The sequence below is a fragment of the Lonsdalea britannica genome (assembly GCF_946477055.1).
Lineage (GTDB): Bacteria > Pseudomonadota > Gammaproteobacteria > Enterobacterales > Enterobacteriaceae > Lonsdalea > Lonsdalea britannica_A.
Genome location: NZ_CAMKXG010000018.1, coordinates 1 through 23,988 on the forward strand (window position 1 = coordinate 1; position 23,988 = coordinate 23,988).

The 23,988-nt window shown below is 50.9% G+C and carries 26 protein-coding genes and 2 tRNA genes; 19 read left to right on the forward strand and 9 right to left on the reverse strand.

What is annotated here, in order from left to right; all coding sequences use genetic code 11:
• Nucleotides 1–53: 53 nt before the first annotated feature.
• Entirely contained in the window at nt 54–551 is a 498-nt protein-coding gene (mug, locus tag Q7O77_RS02715) for a G/U mismatch-specific DNA glycosylase (RefSeq protein ID WP_304163338.1), read from the forward strand.
• Nucleotides 552–636: 85 nt separating this feature from the next.
• On the opposite strand, the gene Q7O77_RS02720 is transcribed toward mug, so the two are convergent.
• The 4 genes from Q7O77_RS02720 to rpsU all read right to left on the reverse strand — a co-directional run bounded on the left by Q7O77_RS02720 (nt 637) and on the right by rpsU (nt 5,185).
• Nucleotides 637–1,026, reverse strand: a complete 390-nt coding sequence (locus Q7O77_RS02720) for a DUF1090 domain-containing protein (RefSeq protein WP_304163340.1) — start codon at nt 1,024–1,026, stop codon at nt 637–639.
• A gap of 75 nt (nt 1,027–1,101) precedes the next feature.
• Nucleotides 1,102–2,937 carry an RNA polymerase sigma factor RpoD gene (gene rpoD, locus Q7O77_RS02725; RefSeq protein WP_304163342.1) on the reverse strand — a complete coding sequence of 612 codons (1,836 nt, stop codon included), beginning with the start codon at nt 2,935–2,937 and terminating at the stop codon, nt 1,102–1,104.
• 152 nt (nt 2,938–3,089) lie between these two features.
• A complete protein-coding gene (gene dnaG / locus Q7O77_RS02730) occupies nt 3,090–4,844 on the reverse strand; it encodes a DNA primase (protein WP_304163344.1) in 1,755 nt (584 codons plus the stop codon).
• Nucleotides 4,845–4,969: 125 nt separating this feature from the next.
• The gene (gene rpsU / locus Q7O77_RS02735) at nt 4,970–5,185 is read right to left on the reverse strand and encodes a 30S ribosomal protein S21 (protein ID WP_001144069.1); all 216 of its coding nucleotides are present in this window, start codon (nt 5,183–5,185) and stop codon (nt 4,970–4,972) included.
• 220 nt (nt 5,186–5,405) lie between these two features.
• Here rpsU and tsaD point away from each other — a divergent pair, with 220 nt between their 5' ends.
• Nucleotides 5,406–6,419, forward strand: a complete 1,014-nt coding sequence (gene tsaD, locus Q7O77_RS02740) for a tRNA (adenosine(37)-N6)-threonylcarbamoyltransferase complex transferase subunit TsaD (RefSeq protein ID WP_304163388.1) — start codon at nt 5,406–5,408, stop codon at nt 6,417–6,419.
• Nucleotides 6,420–6,425: 6 nt separating this feature from the next.
• Here the strand turns inward: tsaD and argR are convergent, their stop codons facing one another.
• Nucleotides 6,426–6,896 carry a transcriptional regulator ArgR gene (gene argR, locus Q7O77_RS02745; protein WP_085651631.1) on the reverse strand — a complete coding sequence of 157 codons (471 nt, stop codon included), beginning with the start codon at nt 6,894–6,896 and terminating at the stop codon, nt 6,426–6,428.
• A 450-nt stretch (nt 6,897–7,346) separates the two neighbouring features.
• Between argR and mdh the strand changes: the two genes are divergently transcribed.
• Complete coding sequence (mdh, locus tag Q7O77_RS02750; RefSeq protein ID WP_304163360.1) at nt 7,347–8,285, forward strand: malate dehydrogenase; 939 nt, start codon at nt 7,347–7,349, stop codon at nt 8,283–8,285.
• Between the two features lie 65 nt (nt 8,286–8,350).
• Here mdh and Q7O77_RS02755 read toward each other — a convergent pair whose 3' ends face one another.
• Complete coding sequence (locus tag Q7O77_RS02755; RefSeq protein ID WP_085651592.1) at nt 8,351–8,614, reverse strand: helix-turn-helix transcriptional regulator; 264 nt, start codon at nt 8,612–8,614, stop codon at nt 8,351–8,353.
• Nucleotides 8,615–8,802: 188 nt separating this feature from the next.
• Here Q7O77_RS02755 and Q7O77_RS02760 point away from each other — a divergent pair, with 188 nt between their 5' ends.
• Both Q7O77_RS02760 and Q7O77_RS02765 read left to right on the forward strand, forming a co-directional pair.
• Nucleotides 8,803–9,192 (forward strand): DNA-binding protein, encoded by a 390-nt coding sequence (locus Q7O77_RS02760; RefSeq protein WP_085651632.1) that lies wholly within the window; start codon nt 8,803–8,805, stop codon nt 9,190–9,192.
• A 238-nt stretch (nt 9,193–9,430) separates the two neighbouring features.
• On the forward strand, nt 9,431–9,826 hold the full coding sequence (locus Q7O77_RS02765; RefSeq protein ID WP_304163363.1) for a DNA-binding protein: 396 nt from the start codon (nt 9,431–9,433) through the stop codon (nt 9,824–9,826).
• Here the strand turns inward: Q7O77_RS02765 and ispB are convergent.
• A complete protein-coding gene (gene ispB, locus Q7O77_RS02770; RefSeq protein ID WP_304163365.1) occupies nt 9,811–10,782 on the reverse strand; it encodes an octaprenyl diphosphate synthase in 972 nt (323 codons plus the stop codon). The two genes, Q7O77_RS02765 and ispB, sit on opposite strands and share 16 nt — an antisense overlap.
• Before the next feature lie 257 nt (nt 10,783–11,039).
• On the opposite strand from ispB, the gene rplU reads away from it, so the two are divergent.
• The 4 genes from rplU to cgtA all read left to right on the forward strand — a co-directional run bounded on the left by rplU (nt 11,040) and on the right by cgtA (nt 14,105).
• Entirely contained in the window at nt 11,040–11,351 is a 312-nt protein-coding gene (gene rplU, locus Q7O77_RS02775; protein ID WP_026739627.1) for a 50S ribosomal protein L21, read from the forward strand.
• Nucleotides 11,352–11,369: 18 nt separating this feature from the next.
• A complete protein-coding gene (rpmA, locus tag Q7O77_RS02780) occupies nt 11,370–11,627 on the forward strand; it encodes a 50S ribosomal protein L27 (RefSeq protein ID WP_026739628.1) in 258 nt (85 codons plus the stop codon).
• A gap of 93 nt (nt 11,628–11,720) precedes the next feature.
• Nucleotides 11,721–12,686: a DMT family transporter gene (locus Q7O77_RS02785; protein ID WP_304163370.1), complete on the forward strand. Its 966-nt coding sequence runs from the start codon at nt 11,721–11,723 to the stop codon at nt 12,684–12,686.
• A 243-nt stretch (nt 12,687–12,929) separates the two neighbouring features.
• Nucleotides 12,930–14,105, forward strand: a complete 1,176-nt coding sequence (gene cgtA, locus Q7O77_RS02790; protein ID WP_085651596.1) for an Obg family GTPase CgtA — start codon at nt 12,930–12,932, stop codon at nt 14,103–14,105.
• A 100-nt stretch (nt 14,106–14,205) separates the two neighbouring features.
• Here cgtA and dacB read toward each other — a convergent pair whose 3' ends face one another.
• Entirely contained in the window at nt 14,206–15,639 is a 1,434-nt protein-coding gene (gene dacB / locus Q7O77_RS02795) for a serine-type D-Ala-D-Ala carboxypeptidase (RefSeq protein ID WP_304163372.1), read from the reverse strand.
• A 267-nt stretch (nt 15,640–15,906) separates the two neighbouring features.
• Here dacB and greA point away from each other — a divergent pair, with 267 nt between their 5' ends.
• A complete protein-coding gene (gene greA / locus Q7O77_RS02800) occupies nt 15,907–16,383 on the forward strand; it encodes a transcription elongation factor GreA (protein WP_085651598.1) in 477 nt (158 codons plus the stop codon).
• 117 nt (nt 16,384–16,500) lie between these two features.
• On the opposite strand, the gene yhbY is transcribed toward greA, so the two are convergent.
• Nucleotides 16,501–16,794 carry a ribosome assembly RNA-binding protein YhbY gene (yhbY, locus tag Q7O77_RS02805; RefSeq protein WP_304163375.1) on the reverse strand — a complete coding sequence of 98 codons (294 nt, stop codon included), beginning with the start codon at nt 16,792–16,794 and terminating at the stop codon, nt 16,501–16,503.
• A gap of 143 nt (nt 16,795–16,937) precedes the next feature.
• Between yhbY and rlmE the strand changes: the two genes are divergently transcribed.
• The 9 genes from rlmE to Q7O77_RS02850 form a co-directional block, all read left to right on the forward strand.
• Nucleotides 16,938–17,567, forward strand: coding sequence for a 23S rRNA (uridine(2552)-2'-O)-methyltransferase RlmE (gene rlmE, locus Q7O77_RS02810; protein WP_085651600.1), 630 nt, complete (start codon nt 16,938–16,940; stop codon nt 17,565–17,567).
• A gap of 47 nt (nt 17,568–17,614) precedes the next feature.
• Nucleotides 17,615–19,561: an ATP-dependent zinc metalloprotease FtsH gene (ftsH, locus tag Q7O77_RS02815; RefSeq protein ID WP_304163377.1), complete on the forward strand. Its 1,947-nt coding sequence runs from the start codon at nt 17,615–17,617 to the stop codon at nt 19,559–19,561.
• A 127-nt stretch (nt 19,562–19,688) separates the two neighbouring features.
• On the forward strand, nt 19,689–20,522 hold the full coding sequence (gene folP / locus Q7O77_RS02820) for a dihydropteroate synthase (protein WP_304163379.1): 834 nt from the start codon (nt 19,689–19,691) through the stop codon (nt 20,520–20,522).
• A 3-nt stretch (nt 20,523–20,525) separates the two neighbouring features.
• Nucleotides 20,526–21,866 (forward strand): phosphoglucosamine mutase, encoded by a 1,341-nt coding sequence (gene glmM / locus Q7O77_RS02825; RefSeq protein ID WP_304163381.1) that lies wholly within the window; start codon nt 20,526–20,528, stop codon nt 21,864–21,866.
• A 300-nt stretch (nt 21,867–22,166) separates the two neighbouring features.
• A complete protein-coding gene (gene secG, locus Q7O77_RS02830; protein ID WP_304163383.1) occupies nt 22,167–22,499 on the forward strand; it encodes a preprotein translocase subunit SecG in 333 nt (110 codons plus the stop codon).
• A gap of 53 nt (nt 22,500–22,552) precedes the next feature.
• Nucleotides 22,553–22,640 (forward strand) — tRNA-Leu (locus Q7O77_RS02835).
• Nucleotides 22,641–22,699: 59 nt separating this feature from the next.
• Nucleotides 22,700–22,776, forward strand: a tRNA-Met gene (locus Q7O77_RS02840).
• Between the two features lie 214 nt (nt 22,777–22,990).
• A complete protein-coding gene (rimP, locus tag Q7O77_RS02845; RefSeq protein WP_026739639.1) occupies nt 22,991–23,443 on the forward strand; it encodes a ribosome maturation factor RimP in 453 nt (150 codons plus the stop codon).
• A 21-nt stretch (nt 23,444–23,464) separates the two neighbouring features.
• A partial coding sequence (locus tag Q7O77_RS02850) for a NusA N-terminal domain-containing protein (protein ID WP_304163386.1) occupies nt 23,465–23,988 on the forward strand: 524 nt, incomplete at its 3' end.

Sequence of the window (23,988 nt, forward strand, 5' to 3'; positions counted from 1 at the left end):
TTATTATTGCCGGAATTTGTCATAAACGTCCGAAACAACATAAGGAGGTAGAGATGATAACGGATATTCTGGCTTCACATCTTCAGGTGGTTTTCTGCGGTATCAACCCTGGTCTGTCTACTGCACATCACGGCTATCATTTTGCAAATGCCAATAATCGTTTCTGGCGGGTGATTTATCAGGCGGGGTTTACCCATCGCCAGCTGGCGCCAGAAGAAGAAAGTCTCCTGCCGGATTATGGCTGTGGGATAACGATGCTCGTGGAAAGACCCACCGTGGAAGCTTCCGAGTTGGCACGTCACGAGTTGAAGCAGGGCGGGGAGCTATTGCGCGAAAAGATGATGCAGTATCAGCCACAAGCTCTTGCCGTGTTGGGTAAGCAGGCGTTTTCCCAGGCGTTTGGCCGCAGCAAAGTGGAATGGGGTCAGCAAGATATTTTTCTGGGACAAACTCAGGTGTGGGTTTTGCCGAATCCGAGCGGATTGAATCGTGCGACGCTGGAATCACTGACGGCATCCTACCATGAGCTCTATCGGGCGTTGCAGGCCTAGCGATGGAAAGGTAATGAAAGAAAAACCGGTCGCGGGACGGAGGCAGTCTCCGCCATCCGCCAACAACCGGGATATGCTGAATGAGTTAGTGGGTGAGCTCCGCCTGAGCTTGCTTCAGCTCATGGCGCGCTTCTTCCAGTTTGGCGGTTTTTTTGCTGACTTTATCCGCTTTTCCGGACTGCTTGGCCTCCTGAACTTCGCGCTCAAGTTCTTGCACCTTGTGCTGTTTCTCATTGACGTTTTGCTCACGCTTATTGTGCAGCGCGCTGTCCGTGCAGTTTGCCTTTGCTTCTTTCAGCGCCTTCTCCAGCCCGGCAACGCGGTTGTGATTGCCCTGCGCTTTAGCCTGAGAAATTTCCTGTTCGATGTTGTGCTCTTTTGCCTGACAACCGCTCAGTGAGTGGTTGGCTGCGAAGGAAGAAAATGAGAGGAATGCCGCAAGAGCGATGCCTGCGTTAAGGTGGTAGGTTTTCATCTGTTTTTGCCTGTATGTCTGTAGGAAGGGTAAGTATAGGATCGGCTTACCGATCCTATACTTAAACAGACAGAATTAGTCGTCCAGGAAGCTGCGAAGCACTTCGGAACGGCTAGGATGACGCAGTTTACGCAGAGCTTTAGCTTCAATCTGACGGATACGTTCACGCGTAACGTCAAACTGTTTGCCGACTTCTTCCAGCGTATGGTCGGTGTTCATGTCGATACCAAAGCGCATGCGCAATACTTTCGCTTCGCGGGCCGTCAGGCCTGCCAGAACGTCATGCGTTGCAGAACGCAGGCTTTCTGATGTAGCTGAGTCCAGCGGCAGCTCCAGCGTGGTATCTTCAATGAAGTCACCCAGATGCGAATCTTCATCATCACCGATCGGCGTTTCCATCGAGATAGGTTCTTTCGCGATCTTCAAGACTTTGCGGATTTTGTCTTCCGGCATCAGCATACGTTCTGCCAGCTCTTCCGGCGTCGGTTCGCGACCCATTTCCTGCAGCATCTGGCGCGAAATACGATTGAGTTTGTTGATGGTTTCAATCATATGCACCGGGATACGGATGGTACGCGCCTGGTCGGCGATAGAGCGAGTGATGGCCTGACGAATCCACCAAGTGGCGTAGGTCGAGAACTTGTAACCGCGACGATATTCAAACTTGTCTACGGCTTTCATCAAACCAATGTTCCCTTCCTGAATCAGATCCAGGAACTGCAGGCCACGGTTGGTGTATTTTTTGGCGATGGAGATCACCAAACGCAGGTTCGCCTCAACCATCTCTTTCTTGGCACGGCGCGCCTTCGCTTCACCAATCGACATACGGCGGTTGATGTCTTTAACCTGCTCGATCGTTAGTCCGGTTTCTTCTTCGATCTGCTGCAGTTTCAACATGCTGCGATGAACGTCGTCCTGCACTTCGCGCAGTTTTTCGGACCACGGTTTATTCATGGCCAGAGCCGCATCGAACCATTTATCGTTGGTTTCGTTGCCGCCAAACAGCGTCACAAAGTTTTTCTTCGGCATTTTGCACTGCTCGATGCAGTACTTCATGATCAGACGTTCCTGCGTGCGCACGCGATCCATCATGGTGCGCATGCTGCTGACCAGGAAGTCGAACTGTTTAGGGACCAGACGGAACTGTTTGAAGACTTCGGACAGATTCAGAATTTCCAGCGCGGCTTTGGCATGACTGCGACCGTTAGCCTTGATGGTCTGACGAGTCACTTCATACTGATCGCGCAGCTCGGTAAATTTCTGACGAGCCAGTTCTGGATCGATGCTGTTGTCGTCATCGCTGTCGTCATCGTCGTCGTCGTCATCGTTGTCATCGAGTTCTTTGCTGGGAAGCTCGGAGCCCACGTGAGTCGCGGTGGGTGCGATGTCTTCTTCCGCATTGGGATCGACAAAACCGGTGATCAGATCGGATAAGCGGCTTTCGCCGGCTTCAACGCGATCATACTGATCCAACAGGTAGGTGATGGCTTCCGGATACTCGGCCACAGAGCACTGAACTTGGTTAATACCATCTTCAATGCGTTTGGCGATATCAATCTCACCTTCGCGCGTCAGAAGTTCAACGGTACCCATTTCACGCATGTACATGCGCACTGGGTCGGTCGTGCGGCCAATTTCGGATTCAACGCTGGATAACACCTGCGCAGCTGCCTCTGCCGCATCTTCGTCTGCGTCATTGGTATTTTCTGCCAGCAGAAGATCATCTGCATCCGGTGCTTCTTCCATCACCTGGATGCCCATGTCATTAATCATCTGGATGATGTCTTCGATCTGGTCGGAGTCGATGATATCTTCCGGCAGATGGTCATTGACCTCAGCATAGGTCAGGTAGCCTTGCTCTTTACCACGTGTGACAAGAAGCTTGAGCTGTGACTGCGGGTTTTGCTCCATAAGACGGTATCCACACTTCAGAGTATTTGGGTTGGTGTCGGTCAGCGTAATCGCTGACAATAACAGTAGGGGTTTTTGCTATCGCCGCAGCCCCCGTCACGGCACTCTGTAGGGTTCAACCCTACTATTTATCGGCAATTAAGCCTCGGTAATCAGTTTTTTCTTGTAAGGGCCAGCTGCAATGACCAGAGTTCTTTTCGTTCTTCCGCACTGAGCCCATGGGTTCTATCTCGGGCTATCAGCGTGTCCAGACGAAGCTGCAGCAGTTGATCGTAAAGTTCAGCCAGGCTGATCCTGAATTTTTCCTCGATCTCCTCATCTACGATCATATGGTTCCAGGCGGCCATGGTTTCAAGCTGTTTGCGATATTGACTGTCGCGATATTTTTCCAACAACAGTCCCATGCTCATGCCCGGACTTTCATTGCAGGTCTGAACCAGATCGAGGAATAAGCCCAGTCCCGCCATTTTACTTTCGTCGCTGCCTTCCAGCGCAAGCGCCGGTACCTCGGCCGCCAGCCGGGGATTTTGTACTAAAAGTCCTATCAGTATACGCATAGTTGTGACTTTTAGCCGTGGAGGCTGATAAGACGATGAGTGCTCCGTCGTCTTGGGCATCAAACGGTCAAGCTGGGAATCATCCAGCAATCCCAGCTTTTTGCCCAACTGCTGGCGTAAATATAACCGCAGCGTTTCGCCCGGCACCTGACCGATCAGCGGCAGTGCCAACGTACTCAACTTGGTACGGCCATCCGGCGTGCTCATGTCGACCTGTTGCAACAGCGTGTCGAACAGGAATGAAGATAGCGGCATTGCCTGTTCGATACGCTGCTCAAAAGCGGCTTTCCCTTCCTGCCTCACCAGCGTGTCCGGGTCTTCGCCATCTGGTAAAAACATGAACAGCAGTTGGCGTCCATCGTCCAGATAAGGCAGGGCTGTTTCCAGCGCGCGCCAGGCCGCATCTCGCCCGGCTCTATCACCGTCGTAACAGCAGACAACGCGATCGGTAGCGCGGAAGAGCAACTGAATGTGATCAGCTGTCGTTGACGTCCCCAGAGAAGCCACGGCATAGTCAATGCCGAACTGCGCCAGAGCGACGACGTCCATATACCCTTCCACCACCAACAGCTGTCTCAGCTCGGGGTGTTTTTGCTGAGCTTCATACAGGCCATAGAGCTGGCGACCCTTATGAAAGATCTCTGTTTCCGGCGAGTTTAGATATTTGGGAACGCCGTCCCCTAACACCCGACCGCCGAATGCGATAACGCGTCCTCGTTTATCCCGGATAGGGAACATGACGCGTTCGCGGAAACGATCGTAAGTTCGCCCTTGATCGTTAGTCACCAACATGCCCGCATCGTTCAGCGTTCTTTTATCTTCGCTGCTGCGGCCAAAACGTTTTAACGCGTTATCCCAACCGGGCGGCGCGCATCCAATCGCAAAATGCCTGATGATGTCGTCACTTAGACCACGTTTCGCCAGATAGGTTTTGGCTGGGGTGCCGGCGGGCTGATGTAGAGTATGTTGGTAAAACGTGCTCAATTGTTCCATCAGCTCGTACAGGCTCTGCCGCTGATGACGTTCGAGCTGAGTGGGCCCTGAACCTGCCTCGTAAGGCACCTCAAGGCCATGCATAGTCGCCAGTTCCTCAATAGTTTCAACGAATTCCAGTCTGTCGAAATTCATCAAAAAATCGATGGCGTTACCATGAGCACCACAGCCGAAACAGTGGTAGAACTGCTTATCGCCGTTAACAGTGAATGAAGGGGTTTTCTCGTGATGAAATGGACAACACGCGTGATAATTTTTGCCCTGTTTCTTCAGCTTCACGCGCGCGTCGATCAAGTCGACGATGTCGGTGCGAGCCAACAGGTCACCAATAAATACGCGTGGAATTCGTCCAGCCATAAGCCCCTGATTCATAGCTTATAAACGACAACAAGCCGCGCATTCCTTTCGGAAATGCACGGCCTTCGTATGCAACTGCTAAGTCTGCGGATTAATCACGCGATCGGAGGCGGCACCTCCTAAAATTAATACAGACGAGTGCGGCGTGCGTTTTCTCGAGCCAGTTTCTTCGCGTGGCGTTTTACTGCAGACGCTTTAGCGCGTTTACGTTCAGTAGTCGGTTTTTCATAAAACTCACGACGACGAACTTCTGCCAAAACCCCTGCTTTTTCGCAGGAACGCTTGAAGCGACGCAGAGCTACGTCGAACGGCTCGTTTTCACGTACTTTAATTACCGGCATGTGCCTCTCACCTCAATAAATTCGGTTTGTCGCTGACCTGGTGCCAGCCTTTTCAAAATGGTGCGGAATTCTACTGCAACTACGAGGTCGTTGTAAAGCACTGCGGCAATAACAAACCTCGCGGTCTTATGTCCACGCTCAAATGGGAGCGCTTATGGTAGACTATTCGCCGCTTGAAGCAAGCCGCTTGTTAACCGTAACCGAGAGTGAAAAAACAGCAATGCGCGTATTGGGTATTGAAACGTCCTGTGATGAAACGGGAGTCGCGATTTATGACACTGAAGCCGGTCTGCTGGCAAATCAGCTCTACAGCCAGGTCAAACTGCACGCAGATTATGGCGGTGTCGTTCCAGAGCTCGCTTCCCGCGATCACGTCCGTAAAACCGTACCCTTGATTCAGGCGGCCTTGAAGGAAGCTGGGCTGCAGCGCAAAGATATCGACGGGATCGCCTATACGGCTGGTCCCGGTCTGGTGGGAGCGCTGTTGGTTGGCGCAACGGTCGGGCGTTCTTTAGCGTTTGCGTGGGATGTTCCGGCCATTCCTGTTCATCACATGGAAGGTCATCTGCTTGCCCCTATGCTGGAAGGAAATCCTCCTGCGTTTCCATTTGTCGCGTTGTTGGTTTCGGGAGGACACACCCAGTTAATCAGCGTGACGGGGATCGGCGAATACCGCTTGCTGGGTGAGTCAATTGACGATGCTGCGGGCGAAGCGTTTGATAAAACCGCGAAGCTGTTGGGGCTCGATTACCCCGGTGGTCCGCTATTGTCGAAAATGGCCCAGTCAGGGCAGGCAGGACGCTTCACGTTCCCTCGTCCGATGACCGACCGGCCTGGACTGGATTTCAGTTTTTCCGGACTGAAAACTTTTGCCGCGAATACGATTCGTGAACAGGGCAAAGACGAGCAAACTCAGGCGGATATCGCGCGGGCATTTGAAGATGCCGTGGTGGACACGTTAGCAATTAAGTGCCGACGGGCGCTGGATGAAACTGGATTTAAACGACTCGTCATCGCCGGTGGCGTCAGCGCTAACCGCACATTGCGAGAAAGACTGGCTGAAGTGATGGCTAAACGCGGTGGCGAAGTGTTCTATGCTCGTCCTGAGTTCTGTACAGACAATGGCGCGATGATCGCCTACGCAGGGGCCATCCGTTTGCGGCAGGGTGGAACGACGGCATTGGGCGTGACGGTGCGGCCGCGTTGGCCGCTGGCTGAATTACCGCCTCTGTGAGGCGGCTTACAGCTCTTGTTCAAACAAGGCGAGAATGGCTTCGTAGAGCTGTTTCACGCTGAAGCCCTTTGCCGGGGTAGTAAATATGGTGTCATCCCCGGCAATCGTTCCGAGTATCCCTTCTGATTTCCCCAGAGAATCCAACAGCCGTGCGATGAGCTGAGCGGCACCCGGACTTGTGTGAATGACGACGACCGATTCATTGAAGTCCACGTCCCGCACCAGATTTTTTAACGGACTGGAGGTGGTCGGCACACCAAGTTCTGCGGGAAGGCAGTAAACCATCTCCATCTTGGCGTTGCGAGTACGGACTGCGCCAAATTTGGTGAGCATTCTTGAGACTTTGGACTGGTTAATATTTTCAAATCCCTCGTCCTGCAGTGCCTGCACAATCTCGCTCTGAGAACTGAATTTTTCTTCTTTTAATAGCGCATTGAACGCCTTAACCAAATCTTCTTGCTTTGTTGAATGACGCATTTGGCTGCGGTCCATCATTGTTAATCATAACGATATTATGCTGTGGAATGAATTTTTATGCAATCTGGGCGCCTAGCCAATCGATATAATGCGTTTTGGTGAGGAAAGAGTTGCTAGTCGAAAATAAAACTGGAGAATGTGCGCCTACTCACACAAAGGTAACTGAAATGTTACTCAAGTGTTGTGGGTTGTTATTTGTTTGCCATGATTAATCTGTACATGCTCAGCTAATGAGCGGGGGCAGTCATTATGGCGTATAACGCCCTGTTACTTTACTTACCTTAATTACAATTTTGTAACCTGTGTACATTTTAATTTATTATTAGTCAGATAGCGCTCTCGACGCGCTGATTGGTTGCCTGATTCTACTTTTTATTATGAGCACGGACGTTTGTAACGAAACAAATCCACGGCATATTTAACTAATGATAATAAAATAAGGAGTTTAAGATGAAAGTTGCTGTTCTTGGAGCCGCCGGTGGTATCGGTCAGTCTCTGGCACTTCTTCTCAAAACCCAGCTTCCTTCAGGCTCAGAGCTATCACTTTATGATATTGCGCCCGTAACGCCAGGTGTAGCTGTAGATTTAAGTCACATCCCCACAGCAGTAAAAATCAAAGGTTTTTGCGGCGAAGATGCGGCTCCGGCACTGGAAGGGGCAGACGTCGTTCTGATCTCCGCCGGTGTGGCTCGTAAGCCGGGCATGGATCGTTCCGACCTGTTCAACGTCAATGCAGGCATCGTCCGTAATTTGGTCGAGCAAGTCGCACGTGTTTGTCCTAACGCTTGCCTCGGTATTATCACCAACCCGGTCAACACTATTGTGGCTATTGCCGCGGAAGTATTGAAAAAAGCCGGCGTTTATAATCGAAATAAACTCTTCGGCGTGACAACACTGGATATCATTCGCTCCAACGTTTTTGCCGCTGAGCTTAAAGGCAAACAACCACAGGACATCGAAGTGCCTGTGATTGGCGGCCACTCCGGCGTGACTATTCTGCCGTTGCTATCGCAAATCCCTGGACTCAACTTTACTGAACAGGAAGCGGCCGCTCTCACAGATCGTATTCAGCATGCAGGCACGGAAGTGGTTGAAGCTAAAGCCGGAGGCGGTTCTGCAACCTTGTCCATGGGCCAGGCGGCTGCACGTTTCGGCGTCTCTTTGGTTCGTGCGTTGCAAGGCGAAAGCGACATTGTGGAATGTGCGTATGTTGAAAGCGATGGCGAATATGCCCACTTCTTTGCTCAGCCGTTGTTACTGGGCAAAGAAGGCATCGCCCAGCGTATGCCTATTGGCCCTCTTAGCGACTTCGAGCAGCGCTCTCTGGATGAGATGCTGGAGACGTTAAAAGAAGATATTGCGATGGGCGTCGCCTTCGTCAATAAGTAACCTTCACTGTACGTCCAGGTGTCGAATACAAGCCGGAGAATTTTTTCTCCGGCTTTTTTTTTCGTTCACTGCGGCCGAATCAATTTTTTGCGATCGAGCAGTTCATTTGTTTCCGGATTGTAGTAACGGCTGGGCCAGATTTCGGCAGGGTGTATCCCTAACGCATCCGCAATGAGCCACTCTCCTTTCGGCCATGGGCGAGATATAGCATTAGCAAGCGTGGACGAACTTAATCCGGCAGACCGTGAGACCGCGGCAAGGGTGGTACCTTTTTTCTTTAACGCCGCAATGATATCAGCAGGGTGCCAGTCATGTTTCCTTGAATTCATAATCCTTCCCTTAGTGCTATAAGACGACAGTGTATTAGTGGTATAACTAACGAATTGGGTTAAATGGTTTCATTAACTAAAAAACCATTATTTGGAAATAATATATCATCAGTTTTCTAATTATTTCCAAATTAATTTCCCAATAAATCTTTTTTTGTAATGAGTAGCACTATCGGGATGAAATGGACATGAAAAAAGAGTGGTTTGCGACCAGCGAGTTGGTTGGCATCGGCGGACTCCCTAAATCACGGCAAGGATTGAATAAACGTGCCCGAGAAGATGGTTGGGAAAAACGTCGCAGAAAAGGTGTGCAAGGACGAGGTGTTGAATATTCTATTCACAGCTTGCCCGAATCTGTGCAGCAGTCTTTATTGCTGATGCAGGAAACGCCCGGAGAATATTCAGCGAAACCATCGGATATGCTACCGGTGTGGATGCAGATATATCAACAGCTTTCAGTGTCTGAACGCGAAAAGTTGATTAGCTACATCATGCGGGAAGGTGTCTATGCAACTCTCAAGCAGTTAGGGCTGTGCTCACCTTCTACCTCACCCATTACAAGCGAGACCCCTGAATGATTTTTCTGCCATTCCTGTTGAGGGAATGGCAGCACTTCTTATGCTTCTCTCCCCGTTAATTCCTGCCTGATTCCTCAGTTTGTACTGCAGTAACGCATTACGTTTTTTCTTATGTTTAATGATTAGAGCTTTCTTTTATGTTGATCTATTATGTGGAAACTTTATGTAACTCGGGTGTCTGCCGTCGCCCGATTGGGAATCGTTAAGCAGGGAATGTCAGGCCAACGTGGAGGGATGTATGGATAAAAAATGGTTTGCGACGAAAGAACTGTTGGGTGTTGCGGGATTACCAACGTCCAGGCAGGGGCTGAATAAAAAGGCTAAAGAAAACGGCTGGGAGAAACGGCGTCGTAAAGGTGTACAAGGGAAAGGGGTCGAATACGCTATCTGGAGTTTACCCGACAGCGTTAAGCGCTCGCTCATGATGGAAGAGTCGTCCATCCCAGAATACACCACACCGGCAGAGACTGAGTTATTGTCGACGTGGATACTGGTTTATCACCAGTTGACAGGGCGCGAGCGTACCCTATTAATAAATCATATTCTGCATGAAGGGGCTCTGGCGATGTTGACTCGCCTAGGGAGCTCGCCACAAGCGAGCGATACCCAAGGGGTCGATCAGAACTCTCGCTGAACGGCTAAATGCGCTAACCCTTCTAAAGCCAGGCGATAGGGGGTTTCTGGCAGACACTGCAGCGCGCTGATCGCTTTATCTGCTTCTTCTTCTGCGCGCTGGCGGGTATAGCCGAGCGAGCCGCATTCCTGCATCGCGGTAAGAACCGGTGTCAGCAGATGACGCCCGTTACCCTGTTCAATCGCTTCGCGGATCATGGCGCTCTGCTCAGGGTTGCCATGGCGCATGGCATGCAGCAGCGGCAGGGTCGGTTTGCCTTCGTTGAGGTCGTCACCGGTATTTTTGCCCAGCGTTTCGCCATCTGCGCTGTAATCCAGCAAATCGTCAATCAGCTGAAATGCCGTTCCCAGATAACGTCCGTAATCTTTCAATGCGTTTTCTTGCTCTACGGTTGCGCCAGCCAGAATAGCTGAAGATTGCGAGGCGGCTTCGAATAAGCGGGCCGTTTTGCTGTAGATCACGCGCATGTAGCTATCTTCGGTGATATTGGGATCGTTACAGTTCATCAACTGCAGCACTTCGCCTTCCGCGATGACGTTGACCGCATCGGACATCACCGTGAGAACCTGCAATGAGCCAAGCCCCGTCATCATCTGAAAGGCCCGCGTATAGATGAAGTCGCCGACTAATACGCTGGCGGCGTTGCCAAAGGCGGCGTTCGCCGTCGCTTTTCCTCGACGCATGTCGGACTCATCGACAACGTCGTCATGCAGTAGGGTAGCGGTGTGAATGAATTCGATTAACGCCGCAACGGTAACGTGCTTGTCGCCCTGATAGGCTAAAGCTCTGGCAGACAGAACCGCAATCATCGGGCGAATACGTTTTCCACCGCCGCTGACAATGTAATGGCCCAACTGATTGATAAGCGCGACATCGGAGGACAGATGTTCCAGGATAATCGTATTAACGGCGGACATATCCTGGGAGCTTAACGCTGTGATTTGTTCTAGATTCATTGTTTCTGCCAGCTGATTTCTTCAACGCTATCGCCGTACTGCTGTTCTAGATCGGCGTTAAATAAGAAAAGGTTGTATTGATTGTACTTGAAAAATGACGCAGATAAACGGCAGTTAATGGCTTGTATCCTTTTTCTTCATGTTGCTTAATTCTGCACTTGTCATGCTTCAGATTTTTGCGTAGAATTCGCGCCCTATTGTGAATATTTATAGCGCACTTCCAAAATCAATAGGGTGCGCGGAAAGCGGAGTTTTATATGTACGCAGTTTTCCAAAGTGGTGGTAAACAACACCGAGTAAGCGAAGGCCAGACCGTTCGCTTGGAAAAGCTGGATATCGCAACTGGTGAAGCCGTTGAGTTTGACCAGGTTCTGATGATCGCTAATGGTGAAGACATCAAAATCGGCGTTCCTTACGTCGATGGCGGTAAAATCAAGGCTGAGGTTGTTGCTCACGGTCGTGGCGAGAAAGTTAAGATCGTTAAGTTCCGTCGCCGTAAACACTACCGTAAACAAGCTGGTCACCGTCAGTGGTTCACTGAGGTGAAGATCACCGGCATCAGCGCTTAAGTCTTAGGAGAGCGAATAATGGCACATAAAAAAGCTGGCGGTTCCACTCGTAACGGCCGTGACTCAGAAAGCAAACGCCTGGGCGTAAAACGTTTTGGCGGTGAATCCGTTCTGGCAGGCAGCATCATCGTTCGTCAGCGTGGTACTAAGTTCCACGCCGGTACTAACGTTGGTTGTGGTAAAGACCACACGCTGTTTGCACTGTCTAACGGTAAAGTTCAGTTCGAAATCAAAGGCCCTAAAAACCGTAAATTTATCAGCATCGTTGCTGAATAATTACAGTTTCTAAGTCTTTTAAAAGCCCTGCACCTGTTGCAGGGCTTTTTTCGTTTGGCAATACTGTAAACATCATCCGCTGCGGATAACACCATGAAACAGAATGCAGGCTTGGGGCTTTGTCTGGCTTTGACCACCGCTGTTTGTTGGGGCGCTCTGCCTATCGCCATGAAGCAGGTTTTGAGTGTGATGGATCCGTATACCGTTGTCTGGTATCGATTTTTGATGGCTTCGTTCGGGCTGTTCATTCTTCTGTATTTTAAGGGAACGATGCCCCGATTTCGTTTGCTGCGACGTCGGCGTTGGTGGATATTGCTATTGATTGCAACGTGCGGTCTGCTAGGTAACTTTGTTCTATTTAGCTCGTCATTAAAATATCTCAGCCCTACGGCTTCTCAAGTGATCGGACAGCTCTCCCCGGTGGGGATGATGTTCGCCAGCGTACTCATCCTGAAAGAAAAAATGCGTGTGACTCAGGTGATCGGCGCTATTACGTTGCTGAGTGGCCTGATGATGTTCTTCAACACGAGCCTGATTGAGATTTTTACCCGACTGAGTGACTACACGTTAGGCGTGTTATTAGGGGTGGGTGCCGCGACGGTCTGGGTGACTTACGGGGTGGCGCAAAAAGTGCTTCTACGACGCTTGTCATCCCAGCAGCTGCTGTTTTTACTCTATGTACTGTGCGTCATTTTCATTACACCGGTGGCAAAGCCTGGTGTCTTGTTTCAACTCAGTAGCTGGCAACTGGCGTGCTTATTGTTTTGTGGCGTGAATACGGTTGTCGGGTATGGCGCGCTGGCAGAGGCGATGGCGCGTTGGCAGGCGGCTCAGGTTAGCGCCATTATTACGCTGACACCACTGTTTACTCTGATGTTTTCCGATTTATTAGCGTTAGGCTGGCCTTCTGTCTTTACGCCTCTTACGCTAAATTTCATCGGCTATGTCGGGGCATTTGTGGTCGTGGCGGGGGCGATGTTCTCAGCGGTTGGACACCGTTTTTTCCCAGTAAAACAGCAGGTAAGCAATGTGCCCGGCATCAACACCGACAGCAAATAAGTCGGCTTGTGGGTTAATCCAGACGGCTTCTGGTGGCTGTTTATTTTTAATACAGGTGAAATCTTTGCGCTAAGCAGGTACAATCAGCGCCCATTTTACCGTGATGGTTCTGACTGCGTCGTTTTCAGTGACGGATGGCTTTATATGCTGTCCTTTATAAAATCAAAGAGTTACGCCAAAGAGAACCAATAACAGTTAAAAAAAGTCAATTATTCTCTATTGGTTTTTTTGCGGAGAGAGTTCATGAAGTTTGTAGATGAAGCCAACATTCTTGTGGTGGCTGGCGATGGTGGCAATGGTTGTGTCAGTTTCCGTCGCGAAAAATATATCCCTAATGGCGGGCCTGATGGTGGAGACGGCGGCGATGGCGGTGACGTTTATCTGGTTGCCGATGAGAACCTGAACACCCTGATCGACTATCGCTTCGAAAAATCGTTTCGCGCTGAACGCGGTCAGAATGGTCAAAGCCGCGACTGTACCGGCAAACGAGGTAAGGATATCACCATCAAAGTCCCTGTCGGGACGCGTATTAAAGATACCGGCACGGGAGAGATCCTGGGGGATATGACGCGTCATCAGCAACGTCTGATGGTGGCGAAGGGCGGATGGCACGGTCTGGGCAATACTCGCTTTAAATCTTCCGTTAACCGGGCGCCCCGTCAAAAAACCAACGGCACGCCGGGCGAAGAGCGCGAGCTGCTGATGGAACTGCTGTTGCTGGCCGATGTCGGGATGTTGGGGTTGCCGAATGCGGGTAAATCTACGTTCATTCGAGCCGTTTCTGCGGCTAAACCCAAGGTCGCGGATTATCCGTTTACGACACTGGTCCCGAGCCTGGGCGTTGTGCGTATGGACAGCGAGCAAAGCTTTGTCGTCGCTGATATTCCGGGTCTGATTGAAGGCGCTTCCGAAGGTGCGGGTCTGGGTATTCGCTTCCTTAAACATTTGGAACGTTGCCGCGTGCTGCTCCACCTGATTGATCTGGCACCGATCGACGAATCCGATCCGATTGAAAATGCAAAAGTCATTATCAACGAGCTTCATCAGTACAGCGAAACGCTGGCTGAGAAACCCCGCTGGTTGGTGTTTAACAAAAGCGACTTGCTGGATAAAGCCGAAGCTGAAAAACGCGCGCGTGATATCGCCGCTGCACTGGCCTGGGAAGGTAATTACTACCTGATCTCTGCTGCCAGCCACGATGGCGTCAATGCGCTCTGCTGGGATGTCATGAGCTTCCTGAAGACTCAGCCCAAAATGCAGGCGGAAGAAGAAAAAGCGACGCCTGAGAAAGTAGAGTTCATGTGGGATGACTATCACCGTGAACAGCTGGAAACGGTGAAAGACGAAGCGGAAGAAGAGTGGGACGATGACTGGGACGAAGAAGACGATGATGGCGTAGAAATCATCTACCAGCATTAAGCCTGACGTTATACCCGAATAAGAAAAGTTTGCTTGTTGTATCAATTACCCTTATCTGCATACGCAGATAAGGGTGTTTTTTTATTAAGGCTCCAGCGCCTTAGTTGTTCTGATAAATATCTTTGTAGAGTCTGCTTTCAAAACGTACCAGAGGAACGCGACGTGTCTTCTGATCATCTGCGGAGTAGCCTGAAAGATACTGTACAAACGCCATTCTCTGACCGCTGGCCGTTGTAATGAAGCCCGCAAGATTGTACACGCCCTGCAACGCTCCCGTTTTTGCTGAAACTTTGCCGTCAACGCCCGCTTCATGCAATCCGCCTCGATAGCGAAGCGTTCCGTCATATCCCGCCAGAGGCAGCATCTTGATGTAGTTCAACTCGCTATCGTGCTGGGCGATGTATTGCAACACCTGCATCATGGTTGCAGGCGCAAGCAGGTTGTGACGAGACAAACCCGAACCATCCACGATGACACTGTTCCCAAGATCGACGCCCGCTTTCTGGCGTAAGATCTGACGTACCGCATCAGAGCCAGCACGCCAGGTACCCGGCACATTAAACCGTTCATGCCCTATGGTGCGAAACACCGTATCCGCGATCATGTTGTCCGACTTTTTCAGCATGATGGTCAGCAATTCATGCAGAGAGTCAGACTGTGTTTGCGCCAAAACGGTCCCCGTCAGTCCTGGTCTAGTCTGTCTGCGCAGGCTACCAGCGATGCGGATATCTGCTTCCAATAACTCATCTTTGACGATAGCGCCGGCATAGCTGCCGCCATCCTGAACGGCAAATGCCAGGGGGAGGGGATCTGAACGCTGCGTTAAACACCCCGTAAGGGTAAAGCGATTCAGTTCTCCCGGAACAACATCCAGTTCGCAGTATTGTGCGTCGGACGAGCCTTTCGCCAGCGTTTTGACTTCGCTATACATCTGTACAGGGTAGTAAGAGGCGACGCGGATGAAAGCATTGTCACCGGGATTGGGAGCGCTGTAGAGGGATACCGAGAAGCAGTTCCTATCGACGATGGCAGCGGCAGGCGGGGCGCTAAAGCATTGCGTCATATCGTTCCACGGCCACCCGGGTGCTTTGTCATGGCTCGCGAATACGGAGGTATCGATCAGCACATCGCCAGCGATTTCGCGGATACCATTTTTTTTCAATACCTGTACCATGGAACGAATCTGCTGGCGTTTTAATGTCGGATCGCCGCTGAAACGCACAATCAGATTTCCACGCAAAACGCCGTTGCTGACTGAGCCTGTGCTTTCCATCGTGGTCGTGAATCGAAAATCGGGACCGAGTTGGAGTAGTGCCGCCAATGCAGTAATGACTTTTTGCGTACTGGCTGGTAGCGCCATTTGTTGGCTGTGATAATCAAGCGTGGGAGAGGGCGCTCCCACTTTCTGCACCACCAACGCCAGATTGGCGCCGTCAGGCAGGTATTGTATATAGTCCTCTACCGGGGCGGCAGCCGAGGCAGTATGCAGAATACAGGTGCAGAGAAGGCCGGTAGCAATAGATAAAAAACGCATAATCTCGGTTAAGCACAGGGTAACGTGAGGCAATACTACGGCCCAAGGTGGGCTAAAGTAAACGATGATCCCCATGGAACTCTGGGGTAAAATACGTATCAAAATGCAAAACCGAGCCTGCCCTGGAAAAAACTATTTCCGGGTTGGGCCGCCTTTGCTTGAATTGTCAGGGTGCGCTGCAGAAAAAAGACACCCCGTCGCATTTTATTCTATCGCGTCAGGAAGACGGTGATTTAAGTCCTATGGATTTTTAGAGGTATAGACAATATGAAACAGTTTCCGATGACGTTACGTGGTGCTGAAAAGTTACGCGAAGAGCTTGAACATCTGAAAATGGTTCGCCGGCCGGAAATTATTTCGGCGATCGCTGACGCTCGCGAACATGGCGACTTGAAAGAAAATGCGGAATACCACGCAGCCCGTGAACAGCAAGGGTTCTGCGAAGGTCGTATTCAGGAAATTGAAGCAAAGCTTTCAAACGCTCAGGTGATTGACGTTACCAAAATGGCGGCCAACGGCCGTGTTATTTTTGGCTCCACTGTCACAGTGATGAATGTCGATACAGAAGAAGAACAGACCTATCGCATCGTCGGCGATGATGAGGCGGACTTCAAACAAAACCTGATCTCGGTTAACTCGCCTATCGCGCGCGGATTAATCGGCAAAGAGGAAGATGATATCGTGGCCATCAATACCCCTGGGGGACTGGTGGAATATGAGATTCTGAAGGTCGAGTATCTCTGATTGCTTGATATATCAACAGTGTTTGTAAAGAAAAGCAAAAGGCCGCATGCGGCCTTTTCTCTTACCAGAGGTCATGGCACTTTGCAGTCAATGCAAAGTAACCTGAGGCAAAAAATGTTATCGTGGCAATACGATCTTCCGTTCTTTAGCAGGACGATAGAGCACTAAGGTGTGGCCGATGACCTGGACTTTAACAGCCTTGGCTTCGCGCAGAATTGCTTCGACGATTAACCCTTTGGTTTCACGATCCTCAGTGGCGATTTTTACCTTGATCAGTTCGTGATGTTCTAAAGCTTGCTCGATCTCAGCCAGTACACCTTCGGTAAGGCCGTTGTTGCCTAACAGGACAACCGGTTTTAATGGATGTGCCAGGCCTTTCAGGTGCTGTTTTTGTTTGTTACTCAGATTCATGGTCTTTTTTGCTTAGGTTGGGATTGAAAACGGGTCATTCTACCGCCATCTCACCATTATCACCATTGTAGAGTGGGTGGTTGGCTCTCAATGAGACGTTCGGTTCGACAAAAGCGCCTTAATTCAGAATAGTTGGAAAATAGATGGCTAACAAAAAGCGTTCTGCGAGTTCCAGTCGTTGGTTGCAGGAACACTTTAGCGATAAATATGTGCAGCAAGCGCAGAAAAAAGGGCTTCGCTCACGCGCTTGGTTTAAACTTGATGAAATACAGCAGAGCGACAGACTGTTCAAACCCGGCATGACCGTGGTGGATCTGGGGGCGGCCCCGGGTGGTTGGTCGCAGTATGTCGTCAGCCAGATCGGCGGTAAAGGGCGCATTATTGCCTGTGACCTTTTGCCGATGGACCCGATCGTTGGCGTCGATTTTCTTCAAGGCGATTTCCGCGATGAATTAGTGCTCAAGGCCTTGTTAGAAAGGGTCGGCGATCAGAAAGTTCAGGTGGTGATGTCCGACATGGCCCCTAACATGAGTGGTACTCCGGCAGTCGATATCCCGCGTTCCATGTATCTGGTGGAACTTGCGCTGGAGATGTGTCGAGATATCTTGGCGCCGGGCGGCAGTTTCGTCGTTAAAGTATTTCAGGGAGAAGGCTTTGATGAGTATTTGCGTGAAGTGAGATCCCTGTTTACGACGGTGAAGACGCGTAAGCCCGAATCCTCCCGGGCCAGGTCCCGCGAGGTGTACATTGTAGCGACAGGGCGTAAACTGTAGTACCCTTACGCTATTTTTTAACACAGTTGTAATATGAGGTTAATCCCTTGAGTGACATGGCGAAAAACCTGATTCTCTGGCTAGTCATCGCAGTTGTGCTGATGTCTGTGTTCCAGAGCTTTGGGCCCAGCGAGTCGAATGGCCGTAGGGTGGATTATTCAACCTTTTTAACTGAAGTGAATCAGGATCAGGTCCGTGAAGCACGAATCAATGGGCGTGAGATCACTGTGGTCAAAAAAGACAGCAACCGATACACGACTTATATTCCTGTCAACGATCCCAAGTTGCTGGATAACCTTCTGACTAAAAATGTAAAAGTCGTTGGCGAACCGCCGGAAGAACCGAGCCTGCTGGCCTCGATCTTTATCTCGTGGTTCCCGATGCTTCTGCTTATCGGCGTCTGGATTTTCTTCATGCGTCAAATGCAGGGCGGCGGTGGCAAAGGCGCCATGTCGTTCGGCAAAAGCAAGGCGCGCATGCTCACCGAAGATCAGATCAAAACAACGTTTGCGGACGTTGCGGGTTGTGATGAGGCCAAAGAAGAAGTGGCCGAGCTGGTTGAGTATCTGCGTGAACCAAGCCGCTTCCAGAAGCTGGGCGGCAAGATTCCTAAAGGCGTGTTGATGGTCGGTCCTCCGGGTACCGGTAAAACTTTGCTGGCGAAGGCTATTGCTGGCGAAGCTAAAGTCCCCTTCTTCACAATCTCTGGTTCTGACTTCGTAGAAATGTTCGTGGGCGTGGGCGCATCTCGTGTTCGCGATATGTTCGAGCAAGCTAAAAAAGCCGCGCCGTGTATCATCTTTATCGATGAAATCGATGCGGTCGGTCGTCAGCGTGGCGCGGGTTTGGGCGGCGGTCATGATGAACGTGAACAGACGCTGAACCAGATGCTGGTGGAAATGGACGGTTTTGAGGGTAACGAAGGTATTATCGTTATCGCTGCGACGAACCGCCCTGACGTGCTTGACCCCGCATTACTGCGTCCTGGCCGTTTTGACCGTCAGGTTGTTGTCGGTCTGCCGGATGTCCGTGGCCGTGAACAGATTCTGAAAGTCCACATGCGTCGCGTTCCACTCTCTCCGGATATTGATGCGTCCGTGATTGCTCGCGGTACACCTGGCTTCTCCGGTGCCGATTTGGCTAACCTGGTCAACGAAGCCGCATTGTTCGCCGCTCGCGGCAGCAAGCGCGTCGTCTCCATGGTCGAGTTCGAAAAAGCCAAAGATAAGATCATGATGGGGGCAGAACGCCGCTCTATGGTGATGACGGAGTCTCAGAAAGAGTCGACGGCCTACCACGAAGCGGGTCACGCTATCATCGGACGTCTGGTTCCAGAGCACGACCCCGTTCACAAAGTGACGATCATTCCGCGTGGCCGTGCCCTCGGTGTGACTTTCTTCCTGCCGGAAGGCGATGCTATTAGCGCCAGCCGTCAGAAGCTGGAAAGTCAGATTTCAACGCTGTATGGCGGTCGTCTGGCTGAAGAGATTATCTACGGTTCTGAACATGTTTCTACCGGCGCTTCCAACGACATCAAGGTTGCGACATCCATTGCCCGCAACATGGTGACGCAGTGGGGCTTCTCAGAAAAACTGGGACCGTTGCTGTATGCAGAAGAAGAGGGGGAAGTCTTCCTTGGACGCTCTGTGGCTAAAGCGAAACATATGTCTGACGAAACGGCTCGCATCATCGATCAGGAAGTGAAAGCATTGATCGAACGTAACTATCAGCGCGCTCGCGAACTGCTGATGGCGAATATGGATATCTTGCATTCCATGAAGGATGCATTGATGAAATATGAAACCATCGATGCACCGCAGATCGATGACCTGATGGGGCGTAAAGATGTTCGTCCGCCAGCGGGTTGGGAAGAACCTTCTTCCAACAATAACAACTCTGACGATAGTGGAACGCCGAATGCGCCGACCCCGGTTGATGAACCGGAGAAGCCTAGCACGGGTAACTCTATGTCAGGGCCGTTGAGCGACAAGTAAGCGCGGTGTGACAGCGTGTTGTTGAAACTGACACCAGTAGTTTATAAACCCCGGCTTGCCGGGGTTTTTTGCTGATTACGTCCAGGCATAGCGGCATGGGCGGGCGGTGGTTTTGAGGAAGTAAGGAATGAAATTGAACGCTCGGGGATCGGTTATTGATCTCTCCTGCCCACAGGTGATGGGCATCCTGAATGTGACGCCGGATTCATTCTCCGACGGCGGCCAACATAACACGCTGGATAAAGCACTGTTTCATGCACAAGATATGATCGTGGCTGGTGCGACGTTCATTGATGTTGGCGGCGAGTCAACGCGGCCCGGTGCGGATGAAGTCAGCGTCGCGGAAGAGCTGGATCGCGTGGTGCCTGTCGTAGAAGCGCTATCGCAGCGTTTTGAAGTCTGGATATCGGTCGACACCTCAAAACCCGAAGTCATCACAGCCGCCGCCGCTGCTGGCGCACATCTCATTAACGATGTTCGATCTTTGCAGGAGCCTGGTGCGCTGGATGCTGCTGCTACAACCCAACTTCCTGTGTGCCTGATGCACATGCAGGGATTGCCGCAGACGATGCAACAAGCCCCACATTATGATGACCTGATGAAAGATGTTTTCACCTTCTTTGAGCATCATCTTGGCCGCTGCATCGCTGCAGGCATTCCGCGCGAGCAAATATTACTCGACCCCGGATTTGGGTTCGGTAAAAACCTGCAGCACAACTATAGCCTGTTGGCTCAGATGGAGAGCCTGCATCAATTCGGTTTGCCGCTGTTGGTAGGGATGTCCAGAAAATCAATGATTGGCCAGCTGCTTAACGTTCCCCCTAAAGAACGTGTTCATGGCAGTGTCGCCTGTGCAGTGATTGCTGCGCTAAAGGGAGCCCGAATTATTCGAGTTCATGACGTAAAAGCAACCGTGGACGCTATGCGTGTTGTTGAAGCTACACTTTCAGCTAAGGAATAAAAGATGACGAGCAGCCGTAAATATTTTGGTACTGACGGTATTCGTGGCAAGGTCGGTGATTCTCCCATAACCCCTGATTTCGTATTAAAGCTGGGCTGGGCGGCCGGAAAGGTTTTGGCACGACATGGCTCCAGAAAGATCATCATAGGTAAAGACACCCGAATTTCGGGTTATATGCTCGAATCTGCATTAGAAGCGGGTTTGGCGGCCGCGGGTTTGTCTGCGTCCTTCACAGGACCGATGCCGACTCCGGCGGTGGCCTACCTGACACGCACCTTCAGGGCTGAAGCCGGGATTGTGATCTCTGCCTCGCATAACCCATTTTATGATAACGGCATCAAATTCTTTTCCATCGACGGCACCAAATTGCCTGACGAAGTTGAAGAGGCGATAGAAGCTGAGATGGAAAAAGCCATCACCTGCGTTGAGTCTTCTGAACTCGGTAAAGCGAGCCGTATTGTTGATGCAGCGGGTCGTTATATCGAATTCTGTAAAGGCACGTTCCCCAGCGAGCTTAACCTCAATGGCCTCAAAATCGTGGTGGATTGCGCCAACGGCGCCACATATCACATAGCTCCCAGCGTACTGAGAGAGTTGGGCGCGACGGTCATTACGATTGGCTGTAATCCCAATGGGATGAACATCAATGAAGAGTGTGGCGCAACGGATGTAAGACAGCTCCAGAGTCGGGTTGTCGCGGAGAAGGCCGACGTGGGATTGGCCTTTGACGGCGATGGCGATCGCCTGATTATGGTCGACCATCAGGGTAACAAAGTCGATGGCGACCAAATCCTGTATATCATCGCACGTGAGGGATTACGTCAGGGCCAGCTTCGCGGCGGCGCTGTTGGTACGCTGATGAGCAATATGGGCCTGGAGCTTGCGCTGAAACAGCTGGGTATTCCTTTTGCCAGAGCTAAAGTCGGCGACCGTTATGTCTTAGAGCTGATGCAGTCTAAAGGCTGGCGTATCGGCGCTGAAAATTCAGGACACGTCATCCTGCTGGACAAAACGACCACCGGTGACGGTATCATCGCGGGGCTGCAGGTTTTAACCGCCATGGCCCGCAACCACATGACTCTGCATGATTTGTGTAGTGGCATGAAACTGTTCCCGCAGGTGCTGGTCAACGTCCGATTCGTTGGTGAACACGATCCGTTGGAAAGCGACGAGGTTAAGCAGGCTGCGCTGGATGCTGAGTCAACGCTCGGTGGCCGAGGTCGTGTTCTGTTACGTAAATCGGGCACTGAGCCGCTGATCCGCGTGATGGTGGAAGGTGAAGATGAAGAGACAGTGACTTCTTTGGCAAATGCGATTGCGGATGCAGTGAAAGCCGCGGGGTAAAGCTTCTGCTGAATGGGCGACGTCATCGGCAATATTTATCCATCTGTCGATGGCGTTTAATCTCTGATTAATCAGCCAGATAATTAAGGGCTCAGCAGAGAAGTTTATTGGGTCGCTGGTTTTTTCCTCAATCAATCATTGCGAGCCAAAATAGCCTTGCTTAGACAGAATGCTTTGGTTAGTATTCAGACCCGCTTTATAAGGGATAGCTTCTGTATTCCGACTGCGGATAGCGAGCGGTTAAGCCGCAAGAATTCAGCATCCTCATGAAAGATTGGGGATAAAGTAATAGGTACATCTATGTACGAAGCGCTTTTAGTTATTTTCCTGCTGGTGTCGATTGGTCTGGTTGTATTGATCATGCTGCAGCAAGGTAAAGGTGCCGATATGGGTGCCTCGTTCGGAGCGGGCGCGTCAGCTACCCTGTTTGGCTCAAACGGCTCCGGCAACTTCATGACCCGTGCGACGGCTGTGTTGGCAACGTTGTTCTTTGTCATCAGTCTCATTCTGGGCAACATGAGCTCCAATCATAGCCAGAAAGGCAGTGAATGGGAGAGTTTAAGCCAGCCTGAACCGGCTAAAACTCAGCAGAATACGGCACCTGCTACGCCGTCGAGCGATATTCCCAAGTAATACAGCGCTACCGGCAACAAACAATGTTTCCAGCTTTAGAAGTAAGAAGTGATGCCGAGGTGGTGGAATTGGTAGACACGCTACCTTGAGGTGGTAGTGCCCAAATTGGGCTTACGGGTTCAAGTCCCGTCCTCGGTACCAATCCTAGAGATAACTTGCATTTTTGCGGTTATCAGCGTAGTATTTGCCACGTTTTCGGACGCGGGGTGGAGCAGCCTGGTAGCTCGTCGGGCTCATAACCCGAAGGTCGTCGGTTCAAATCCGGCCCCCGCAACCAACTAACTTTCCTGTAGGTTTTCTTTCAAAGCTGTTCAGTAAGTTTCTATTGATTCCACAGTCGGTTTTGAAAGAATTCTTAACGGTAAGTTATACCGCGGTTATCCGTGGTAATAGGGTCCAGTTGCATAAAGCCCCGTATATCGGGGTTTTTTGTTATCTGACAACAGAATTACTGGGCTATTAAGCCCTTTTTTTATGTCTTGGGGGTGGGCTTGTCCACATTAGAGCAAAAGTTAACAGAGATGATTTCAGCACCCGTTGCAGCATTAGGCTTTGAGCTGGTGGGCATTGAGTTCGTCCGGGGTCGCCAATCGACGCTGCGTATCTATATTGATAGTGACGATGGGATCACTGTTGATGATTGTGCTGATGTCAGCCATCAGGTCAGTGCGGTGCTGGATGTTGAAGATCCGATCACCGTGGCTTATAACCTGGAAGTATCTTCGCCAGGTCTGGATCGTCCTTTATTCACGGCCGAACACTACGTGCGTTTCCTCGGTGAAGAAGTGAGTCTGGTATTGCGCATGGCTGTCCAGAACCGCCGTAAATGGCAGGGAATAATCAAAGCCGTTGAAGGTGAGATGATCACGGTAACGGTGGAAGGCAAAGATGAAGTGTTCGCGCTGAGCAACATCCAGAAAGCGAATCTGGTACCCCACTTTTAAAGTTTGGATGAGGCAACTAGGATGAACAAAGAGATTCTGGCTGTTGTTGAAGCAGTTTCCAATGAGAAAGCTGTTCCGCGTGAAAAGATTTTTGAAGCATTGGAAATCGCACTGGCAACGGCAACCAAGAAAAAATACGAGCAGGAAATTGACGTACGTGTTTGCATCGACCGCAAAACTGGCGATTTTGACACATTCCGCCGTTGGGTCGCCGTCAATGAAGTGACTCAGCCCACCCGCGAAATTACGCTGGAAGCAGCGCAGTTTGAAGACCCTAGCATCGAGCTGGGCGGCTACGTTGAAGATCAGATTGAATCTGTAACCTTCGACCGCATCACGACCCAAACCGCTAAACAGGTTATCGTACAGAAAGTACGTGAAGCTGAACGTGCTATGGTCGTCGATCAGTTCCGTGAGCAAGAAGGTGAGATCGTCACCGGCGTGGTGAAGAAAGTCACCCGCGATAACATCTCTCTGGATCTGGGCAGCAACGCAGAAGCGGTGATTGGCCGTGAAGACATGCTGCCGCGCGAAAACTTCCGTCC

Bases quoted from the DNA above. Each gene is read 5' to 3' on its own strand.
- mug (WP_304163338.1), top strand. From the start codon at position 54: ATGATAACGGATATTCTGGCTTCACATCTTCAGGTGGTTTTCTGCGGT.
- Q7O77_RS02720 (WP_304163340.1), bottom strand. From the start codon at position 1,026: ATGAAAACCTACCACCTTAACGCAGGCATCGCTCTTGCGGCATTCCTC.
- rpoD (WP_304163342.1), bottom strand. From the start codon at position 2,937: ATGGAGCAAAACCCGCAGTCACAGCTCAAGCTTCTTGTCACACGTGGT.
- dnaG (WP_304163344.1), bottom strand. From the start codon at position 4,844: ATGGCTGGACGAATTCCACGCGTATTTATTGGTGACCTGTTGGCTCGC.
- rpsU (WP_001144069.1), bottom strand. From the start codon at position 5,185: ATGCCGGTAATTAAAGTACGTGAAAACGAGCCGTTCGACGTAGCTCTG.
- tsaD (WP_304163388.1), top strand. From the start codon at position 5,406: ATGCGCGTATTGGGTATTGAAACGTCCTGTGATGAAACGGGAGTCGCG.
- argR (WP_085651631.1), bottom strand. From the start codon at position 6,896: ATGCGTCATTCAACAAAGCAAGAAGATTTGGTTAAGGCGTTCAATGCG.
- mdh (WP_304163360.1), top strand. From the start codon at position 7,347: ATGAAAGTTGCTGTTCTTGGAGCCGCCGGTGGTATCGGTCAGTCTCTG.
- Q7O77_RS02755 (WP_085651592.1), bottom strand. From the start codon at position 8,614: ATGAATTCAAGGAAACATGACTGGCACCCTGCTGATATCATTGCGGCG.
- Q7O77_RS02760 (WP_085651632.1), top strand. From the start codon at position 8,803: ATGAAAAAAGAGTGGTTTGCGACCAGCGAGTTGGTTGGCATCGGCGGA.
- Q7O77_RS02765 (WP_304163363.1), top strand. From the start codon at position 9,431: ATGGATAAAAAATGGTTTGCGACGAAAGAACTGTTGGGTGTTGCGGGA.
- ispB (WP_304163365.1), bottom strand. From the start codon at position 10,782: ATGAATCTAGAACAAATCACAGCGTTAAGCTCCCAGGATATGTCCGCC.
- rplU (WP_026739627.1), top strand. From the start codon at position 11,040: ATGTACGCAGTTTTCCAAAGTGGTGGTAAACAACACCGAGTAAGCGAA.
- rpmA (WP_026739628.1), top strand. From the start codon at position 11,370: ATGGCACATAAAAAAGCTGGCGGTTCCACTCGTAACGGCCGTGACTCA.
- Q7O77_RS02785 (WP_304163370.1), top strand. From the start codon at position 11,721: ATGAAACAGAATGCAGGCTTGGGGCTTTGTCTGGCTTTGACCACCGCT.
- cgtA (WP_085651596.1), top strand. From the start codon at position 12,930: ATGAAGTTTGTAGATGAAGCCAACATTCTTGTGGTGGCTGGCGATGGT.
- dacB (WP_304163372.1), bottom strand. From the start codon at position 15,639: ATGCGTTTTTTATCTATTGCTACCGGCCTTCTCTGCACCTGTATTCTG.
- greA (WP_085651598.1), top strand. From the start codon at position 15,907: ATGAAACAGTTTCCGATGACGTTACGTGGTGCTGAAAAGTTACGCGAA.
- yhbY (WP_304163375.1), bottom strand. From the start codon at position 16,794: ATGAATCTGAGTAACAAACAAAAACAGCACCTGAAAGGCCTGGCACAT.
- rlmE (WP_085651600.1), top strand. From the start codon at position 16,938: ATGGCTAACAAAAAGCGTTCTGCGAGTTCCAGTCGTTGGTTGCAGGAA.
- folP (WP_304163379.1), top strand. From the start codon at position 19,689: ATGAAATTGAACGCTCGGGGATCGGTTATTGATCTCTCCTGCCCACAG.
- glmM (WP_304163381.1), top strand. From the start codon at position 20,526: ATGACGAGCAGCCGTAAATATTTTGGTACTGACGGTATTCGTGGCAAG.
- secG (WP_304163383.1), top strand. From the start codon at position 22,167: ATGTACGAAGCGCTTTTAGTTATTTTCCTGCTGGTGTCGATTGGTCTG.